This is a genomic window from Candidatus Neptunochlamydia vexilliferae, from assembly GCF_015356785.1.
Taxonomy (GTDB): Bacteria; Chlamydiota; Chlamydiia; order Chlamydiales; family Simkaniaceae; genus Neptunichlamydia; species Neptunichlamydia vexilliferae.
Window position 1 is genome coordinate 1 of sequence record NZ_JAAEJV010000074.1, and the last position, 7327, is coordinate 7327.

Sequence of the window (7327 nt, forward strand, 5' to 3'; positions counted from 1 at the left end):
CTCTTTCACTTTTTCCTGAACAACAAGCCCCTTATTTTTTTAAGTCTGCATACTTAGTTGGATGAAAGATACGTCGGGGGCAAGCCCCCCGCTGCCCCCGACGTATCTTTCTTACATATACCACCGATAAATGTGCGAACTTTTTACCTGTAAAGGTGAACAAGGCCAAAATGCAAAGCCCCTTGAGTATGCTAGAAGATGTTGGGGTGCAGCAACTTCTCTGCAGAAAGCAGTGGGCATTGGCCTATTTCTCCTTCTTGGAGCAGGATGGGGTGTTGCTGGATATCTCTATGCAAGCAATAAACAAAAAAGAAATAAAATGGAGGTGTCAAATGATATCACTCAATATACCTAGACTTTCCAGGACAACTGGGATTAGGTTTCCCCCTGGATTTTATGCTAAGTATGACCCAAATTTTTCTGTTTCCCACATTGTAAAAGGCTTTGGAAAAGATTTGTTTAAAAAACTTACGCCTTATCAAAAGCTTTTTCAAGAAGAAGTGGACAAATTAAATGAAAAACTCTTTACCAAGTACCTGCAAGAAACCGGGAAAATCGGCAATTTTGAAAAGTTTATTGAAAGCCTTAATCCCTATCAACAGCTTCTTGAAAAAGGGGTGGATGAAGTCCATAGACAGCTTTATGACAAGTACACTAAAACAGTAAAAACTCAGAAGATTATGGGGGTTGCTATTCTCGTTCTCTCTGGAGCCCTTATTGCTGCTGGTACGTATATCTATAGAAGTAGAAAAAGCGAGCAGGAAGAATAAGAGACTACCCTTTTTTTTAGCGATTTGGTATTCTTGATCAAAATAACCTGAATTTCGGGTTTATTTTGCTCAGCTCCAGAGGGAGTTTTGCTTAAATTTTCTTCTTTTTGATCGAAGGTAAGGGTCTAAATGGCCCTTTCCGAGATCAAAAAAGAGAAAAGAAAGCTAAAGCCCCCTTAGATTGAGTGAAATAAATCTGAAATTCAGGTGAATAAGGATACCATGAAGTACGACCACAAAGAGATTGAGAAGAAATGGCAGCGCTACTGGGAAGAAAAGAAGCTGTTTAAAGCGGAGGTTGACCCCTCTAAGCCGAAGTACTACATCTTGGATATGTTTCCCTATCCTTCGGGGGCGGGGCTCCATGTGGGCCACGTCACGGGGTATACGGCAACCGACATTCTCGCGCGTTACAAGCGGCAGCAGGGGTTCAACGTTCTCCACCCGATGGGATGGGATAGCTTTGGCCTCCAGGCCGAGCAGTATGCGATCCGCACGGGGACCCACCCCAAAGTCACCACTGAAAAGAATATCAATACCTACCGGCGACAACTCCAGTCGCTGGGCTTTAGCTACGATTGGGAGCGGGAGTTTGCGACGAGCGACCCCGACTACTATAAATGGACTCAGTGGATCTTCACCAAGCTCTATGAAAAGGGGCTTGCCTACGAGGCGGAGATCTTGGTCAACTACTGCCCCGAGTTGGGAACGGTCCTTGCCAATGAAGAGGTGGAGGATGGAAAGGCTAAAGAGGGAGGCTACCCGGTTGAACGACGGCCACTTCGACAGTGGGTCCTGAAGATCACCGAGTATGCCGAGCGTCTGTTGAAAGATCTCGACCTTCTCGACTGGCCCGATTACCTAAAAACTCTTCAGCGAAATTGGATTGGGCGGAGTGAAGGGGCAAAGGTCACCTTCCTTGAAAACCGGACCAAGCAGCCGATCACCGTCTTTACCACCCGTCACGACACTCTTTTTGGAGCAACCTTTTTGGTCATCTCTCCGGAACATCCTCTAGTAAAGGAGATCACAACAGGGGATCAACAGGAAAAGGTCGAGGCCTACCTAAAAGAGGCAGCTAAGAAAAGTGACTTGGAGCGGACAGAGCTTGCCAAAGAAAAAAGTGGCGTTTGGACCGGGGCCTTTGCTGTGAACCCCGTTAACGGCGCCTTAATCCCTGTTTGGGTGGCCGACTATGTCCTCATGGGATATGGAACGGGCGCTGTGATGGGAGTTCCCGGTGGCGATGAGCGGGACTTTGAGTTTGTGAAAAAGTATGGGATCGCTGTCGTTCCCCCTTATGACCCCGAGATTGAAGAGGTTGTTGCTGACACCACTATTGAAGATGTTCGTCTCGAGATCCTTGCTGGAAAACGGTGCTGGACGGGCCCAGGAAAAGCGATCAATGGAAAGAGTGAAAAGCTCGACATCAATGGCCTGAATGTCAAAGAGGCAAAAGAAAAAGTGGCCGATTGGTTCAAAGAGGAAAAGTGTGGCGAGCGGTGTATCACCTATAAGCTCCGCGATTGGCTCTTTTCCCGGCAACGGTATTGGGGAGAGCCTGTTCCGATCCTCCACTTTGAAGATGGGACGAAGCGGATTCTTGATTTGGATGAACTTCCTTTAACCCTTCCCGACCTCACCGATTACAAACCCCAAGGGGAGGGGAAAACCCCTCTTGATAATGTCCCCGAGTGGGTCGAGGTCACCGACCCCAAAACAGGAAAAAAAGCGCTTCGAGAAACCAACACGATGCCCCAATGGGCCGGCTCTTGCTGGTACTACCTCCGCTTTTGTGATCCCCAGAGCGAAAACAAAGCGTGGGGAGAGGCCGAAGAAAAGTATTGGATGCCGGTCGATATGTATGTGGGGGGAGTCGAACATGCTGTTCTCCACCTTCTTTATGCTCGCTTTTGGCATAAGGTGCTCTATGATGCAGGTGATGTTTCGACAGCGGAGCCCTTCCAAACCCTCCGGAACCAAGGGCTCGTCACCGCCAAAGCCTATAAAAAGCCGGGGGGAGGTTACGCTCATCCGGACGAAGCGACCGACCCTGACCTTGTCGAGCTTGTCGAAAAGATGTCCAAGTCAAAGCTCAACGGCGTCGCTCCTGATGAGATTGTCGAAGAGTATGGGGCTGATACCCTCCGCCTCTACGAGATGTTTATGGGCCCTTTCGATAAGGAAAAACTTTGGAATAGCGATGCGATCAGTGGGTGCCGCCGCTTTTTAGACCGTTTTTATGCCCTTGTTTTTTCCGATAAAGTGGCTGAAAGCGACGAAGGGTTAAAGCTTGCCCACCGCCTTGTCCATGGCGTCCAAAAAGATATCGAAGAGATGCTTTTTAATACGGCCATTGCGAAGATGATGGAGTTTGTCAATGCCTTTAGCAAGCTCAAAACCTACTCCAAAAAAGCGCTCGCAATGGCCGTTCAAGCCCTAGCCCCTTTTGCCCCCCACATTGCCGAAGAGTGTTGGAGCCACCTGGGCCATACCGACTCGATCACTTACGCTGCCTATCCCAAGGCGGACCCTAAATACCTTACAGAAGAAAGTGCCACCTATGTGGTTCAAATCAATGGGAAATTCCGCGGCAAATGGGAGCTCCCTAAAGGGCAAACCCAGGAAACCCTCTTAGAAGCAGTCCAAAAGGATGAAAAACTGGCCAAGTATCTGACTGGAGAGATCGTGAAGGTGATTTTTGTTCCCGATAAGCTTTTGAATATCGTTGTAAAGCCATGATCCGGTTTTTTTATGACATTGCCATCTTTGCCCTTTTGATCCTTTTCTCTCCCAACTTCTTCTTTAAGGGAAAATATCGGAAAAGCTTAGCGGCTCGCCTCAAGGGAAAAGCTCCCCAAGGAGATAAAAAACTGGTCATCTGGCTCCATGCCGTTTCAATGGGAGAGACCAAAGCTCTTTCGACCCTCGTTCCCCATATAAGAAGGAGCCACCCCGATGCCTTTATCTTTGTCACGACGGTAACAGAAACAGGACAAGAAGAGGCAAAGAAAATCATCTCTGAGGCCGATGCGATCCACTACCTTCCCTTCGACTTTTCGTGGGTCATCAACCCTTTCGTTAAAATCTTAAAGCCCGACCTCCTAATCTTGGTTGAAGGGGACTATTGGCTGAACCTCCTCATCGCCGTCAAAAAAGAGGGGGGGAAAGTGGTCGTTGCCAATGGAAAGCTCTCTGAAAAATCGCTCAAGCGCTACCTTGCCTTCCGCTCCTTTAGCCGCCCTCTTTTTAACACCGTGGACCACTTCTGCCTTCAAGGAGAGACCTACCTTGAGCGCTTTTTAAAGCTCGGGATTCCTCCCGAAAAGCTCACCATTACCGGTAATTTGAAGTTTGACATTCCCGCAAAACAGGGGAAAACCCTCTCTCTTCCTTTAGAAGAGGGGGACAAAGTGATCACGCTCGGCTCAACCCATGAAGGGGAGGAGACCCTCCTTCTCAAGCAGCTTGCCCCTTTTCTTGCAAAAGATCCTCATCTTAAGGTGCTCGTAGTGCCCCGTCATCCTGAGCGGTTTAAGCGGGTAAAAAGTCTTATCAACCATCCCCAAGTGACCGTCATCGATCAGATGGGGGTTCTCCCTGCCTGCTATGCCCTTTCTCACCTAGCCATCGTGGGGGGGAGTTTTGTAAAAGGGGTGGGAGGCCACGATGTTTTTGAGCCGGCCAAGATGGGAGTGCCCAGCCTGTTTGGCCCCTATATGCATACCCAAGTGGAGCTCGATCGGGCTCTTACCCAAGCGGGGGCTGGCATTAAAGTCGACGCAGCCCACCTTCCCGCTATTGTTGAAAAACTTCTTAACGATCCGAAGCTCCATGAAGAGATGGGAGAGAGGGGAAAAGCCTTTGCTCAAAAGGCTGTTGGAGCTGCATTCCGCACTTGGAACATCCTTTCAAAAAACTTGCTATAAATAGCTAATTTCCTTATACTTATTTCAATTAATTTTACATAAGGAGGAATAATGACCACTATTGGAGAAATCAATGGTGGGGGAACCGATATCCCCCTTTCTAATGAAACAGCAGAAGTGAATGAAAAAGAGGGAGCACTTGAAACAGAAAAGTCATCTTCCGGTGCCTCAAACGATTTAATGAGCAAACAGATTGCTAGATATCGGATGCTTGAACACTGCTTGCACCAGCAGTTTAAGGAGCGGCTTGAAGAGAAAACAGAGCAGGAATTGATTGAACAAACTGGAAGTCGTTTAGGGCTTTTGGACTCTGATGTCGATGGGGTTGAGGTTGACTTTATGTCTATAGACACATTTCAGTGGCTTTTAGCCTACCTTCAAGAAAAAGCTCCTCTTTGCTTGGGTGCGATTGATCTTCAAAAAGTCATGAGCCATGTTCTAAACGTTTCCCTTGGTGAAGCAAGCCCCAAAAAAGAGGGGGCTGATCTTGCTATAAAAGTTGAGGGGGAAGATGCCCATATAACAGCCCAAATCGATATGGGAAAATACAGGATTATTGCGAACCCCTCTGCGCAAATGCCAATTAGTATCTTTGAAGGGGATACCCTTATCGCTAAGATCGACCATAAAATCCAAAAAGTACGCAATTGCACAAAGTCAGCTCTTTTTGGAGCAATATTGACCCTTTTTGTGGTTGCAGAGATTCATAACCAAGGAAAAAAAGACCTTCCAATCACCCAAAAGCTTATTGATGGTGTTTTTCCTAAAGCTTATGAGCTATATAAAGGATTTACAACAGACTTTCGTCTCCATGTGATAACCGAATTCGTTGACTACTGCAAAAATAATAAGGTGACGCGCAAGAGAAGGTGTGCAGTCACACTCTTTCACATCCTCGAAAAACTCTCGATTTTTAACCGAAAAATCCCACAGGAAAAAGCGATTGCCATCGTTAAAGATATCATCGCTATTACCGATCGCTATAATCTTGATAGCTTTTATGGATTCTCCAAGGATAAAAAGACACTGATGTATGGGTGTGCCATTCACTTTTTAAAAAGAGCAGGTGTTCCTGAAGAGCATGCTCTTTTTAAGACTTTAAAGGAGAAGGATGATCGCGCTGAAGCTTGGGGGGCAAGACATGTCCTTAGGGTTGCTCTTTTTAGCAATCGTCCCATTGAAACATTCTATCAAGAATACCAAAAGCACTTTGGCATCAATGAAAAAGATGAACATAAGCAAACTCCTATCTTTTATGCGGCTGCTTTTAGAGCAAGCAAGGGAATCAAATATCTGCTTACAAAAGGGGCTGACTTAACCCAGATCAATGACTATGGGGAAACTCCGCTTCATATCGCTTGTAAACAAAGTGATTATACCGATTGTTGGGACCCTATTAGAGAGGGACATCGTTTATTTCCCGTTTCCCATAATCAAACACTCAGAGCGCTTAGGCTCCTTATTGAAAGAGATCCTCGTACAATCGGAATGTTAGATGATTGGGGCGATACCCCAGCAGATAACCTCCATCAAAAGGCGATGACAGAGGCGCTGATCTCCATCGTAAAAAAGGTAAAAATTACCAAAGAAACCGCTCCAGGCCTTTTTTCCTTTGCATTCTCGACCAAAGATGAGCTTTTTATGCGGAAGATTCTCATTACCAGTAAGAAAACTATCCTTGAAACAGTTCTTCAGAACCCTTATCGTCGCATTTTAGTTTTTACTGAGTGTGCTCTTTTAAAGAATTCCGAATTAACAGGACTATTAATCGATTATATCAAGTTGCCTGAGTGTGACTACTTCGAAGAAGAGCCGCAGCTAATCTTCCGCCTTCTTAAAGGGGGGGCTTCCCCTGAAACTTTCACTCAAATTATTAAAGAGTTCCCTGCCGTTGTCACCCACCTCAGTAAGGCGCATCGGTCCCTTGCTGAGGTGCTCCAGGAAAAGGTTACTCAGGGAAAGACAAAGTGGCTACCCGTGCTATTTTTGGTCAACCAAACTTCAAAAGGCTCTTGTCAGGCGGCATAAATGTCTTAAAAAAGATTTCCCTTGAAGGGAAATCTTAGAATCCTATATACTGATGCTTTCAACTTACCGCGGGGTGGAGCAGTGGTTAGCTCGTCGGGCTCATAACCCGAAGGTCGAAGGTTCGAGTCCTTCCCCCGCTAATTTCCCGGCGGCATAGCTCAGTTGGTAGAGCAACGGAATCATAATCCGCAGGTCCTTGGTTCGAGTCCGAGTGCCGCTACTTTTGGCAACAGGAATTTCCCATCTTGTCCTTTCAGAAGCAACATCTTTTTCCCCCATCTTCCCTCTCTTTCCTTCGCCTACCCTTGAGGGGTATGTCTCAGTCTCTCGAGGAAAGCTAAGGAAAAAATCTGCCACTTCTGAAAGGACAATCCGGAAAAATCCTATTGCTTTTCGCGCTCTATAGGGGCTGAAAAGAACAATGCAAGAAAATCCTGATGGGAAGTTAGGACATCCTCGCAGAGCGAGGAGCTTAACGGTGAGGAGCAGCCCCAAGGGCTGCCGGTAAGCTTTACCCCCATTTAACCAAAAAGGGACTGGCAGACAGGGGTGCCTCAAAGGCACCGGTTAACTAAAACGATCCTTGTTCTCCACAACCTT

4 protein-coding genes and 2 tRNA genes are annotated in these 7327 nt (G+C 46.8%); all 6 read left to right on the forward strand.

Annotated elements, in window-relative coordinates; translation table 11 throughout:
- The first annotated feature begins 188 nt into the window (after nucleotides 1-188).
- The 6 genes from NEPTK9_RS08625 (at nucleotide 189) to NEPTK9_RS08650 (ending at nucleotide 6947) form a co-directional block, all read left to right on the forward strand.
- Nucleotides 189-770 (forward strand): hypothetical protein, encoded by a 582-nt coding sequence (locus NEPTK9_RS08625; RefSeq protein ID WP_194848430.1) that lies wholly within the window; start codon nucleotides 189-191, stop codon nucleotides 768-770.
- Nucleotides 771-992: 222 nt separating this feature from the next.
- Nucleotides 993-3512 carry a leucine--tRNA ligase gene (gene leuS / locus NEPTK9_RS08630; RefSeq protein ID WP_194848431.1) on the forward strand — a complete coding sequence of 840 codons (2520 nt, stop codon included), beginning with the start codon at nucleotides 993-995 and terminating at the stop codon, nucleotides 3510-3512.
- Entirely contained in the window at nucleotides 3509-4699 is a 1191-nt protein-coding gene (locus NEPTK9_RS08635) for a 3-deoxy-D-manno-octulosonic acid transferase (RefSeq protein ID WP_194848432.1), read from the forward strand. Before leuS ends, NEPTK9_RS08635 begins: the two co-directional genes overlap by 4 nt.
- A gap of 51 nt (nucleotides 4700-4750) precedes the next feature.
- Nucleotides 4751-6727 (forward strand): ankyrin repeat domain-containing protein, encoded by a 1977-nt coding sequence (locus tag NEPTK9_RS08640; RefSeq protein WP_194848433.1) that lies wholly within the window; start codon nucleotides 4751-4753, stop codon nucleotides 6725-6727.
- Nucleotides 6728-6794: 67 nt separating this feature from the next.
- Nucleotides 6795-6867, forward strand: a tRNA-Met gene (locus tag NEPTK9_RS08645).
- Nucleotides 6868-6874: 7 nt separating this feature from the next.
- Nucleotides 6875-6947, forward strand: a tRNA-Met gene (locus NEPTK9_RS08650).
- Nucleotides 6948-7327 lie beyond the last annotated feature (380 nt).

Excerpts from the sequence above, each read along its gene's own strand:
- NEPTK9_RS08640 (WP_194848433.1), top strand. The coding sequence starts at position 4,751 with ATGACCACTATTGGAGAAATCAATGGTGGGGGAACCGATATCCCCCTT.
- leuS (WP_194848431.1), top strand. The coding sequence starts at position 993 with ATGAAGTACGACCACAAAGAGATTGAGAAGAAATGGCAGCGCTACTGG.
- NEPTK9_RS08635 (WP_194848432.1), top strand. The coding sequence starts at position 3,509 with ATGATCCGGTTTTTTTATGACATTGCCATCTTTGCCCTTTTGATCCTT.
- NEPTK9_RS08625 (WP_194848430.1), top strand. The coding sequence starts at position 189 with ATGCTAGAAGATGTTGGGGTGCAGCAACTTCTCTGCAGAAAGCAGTGG.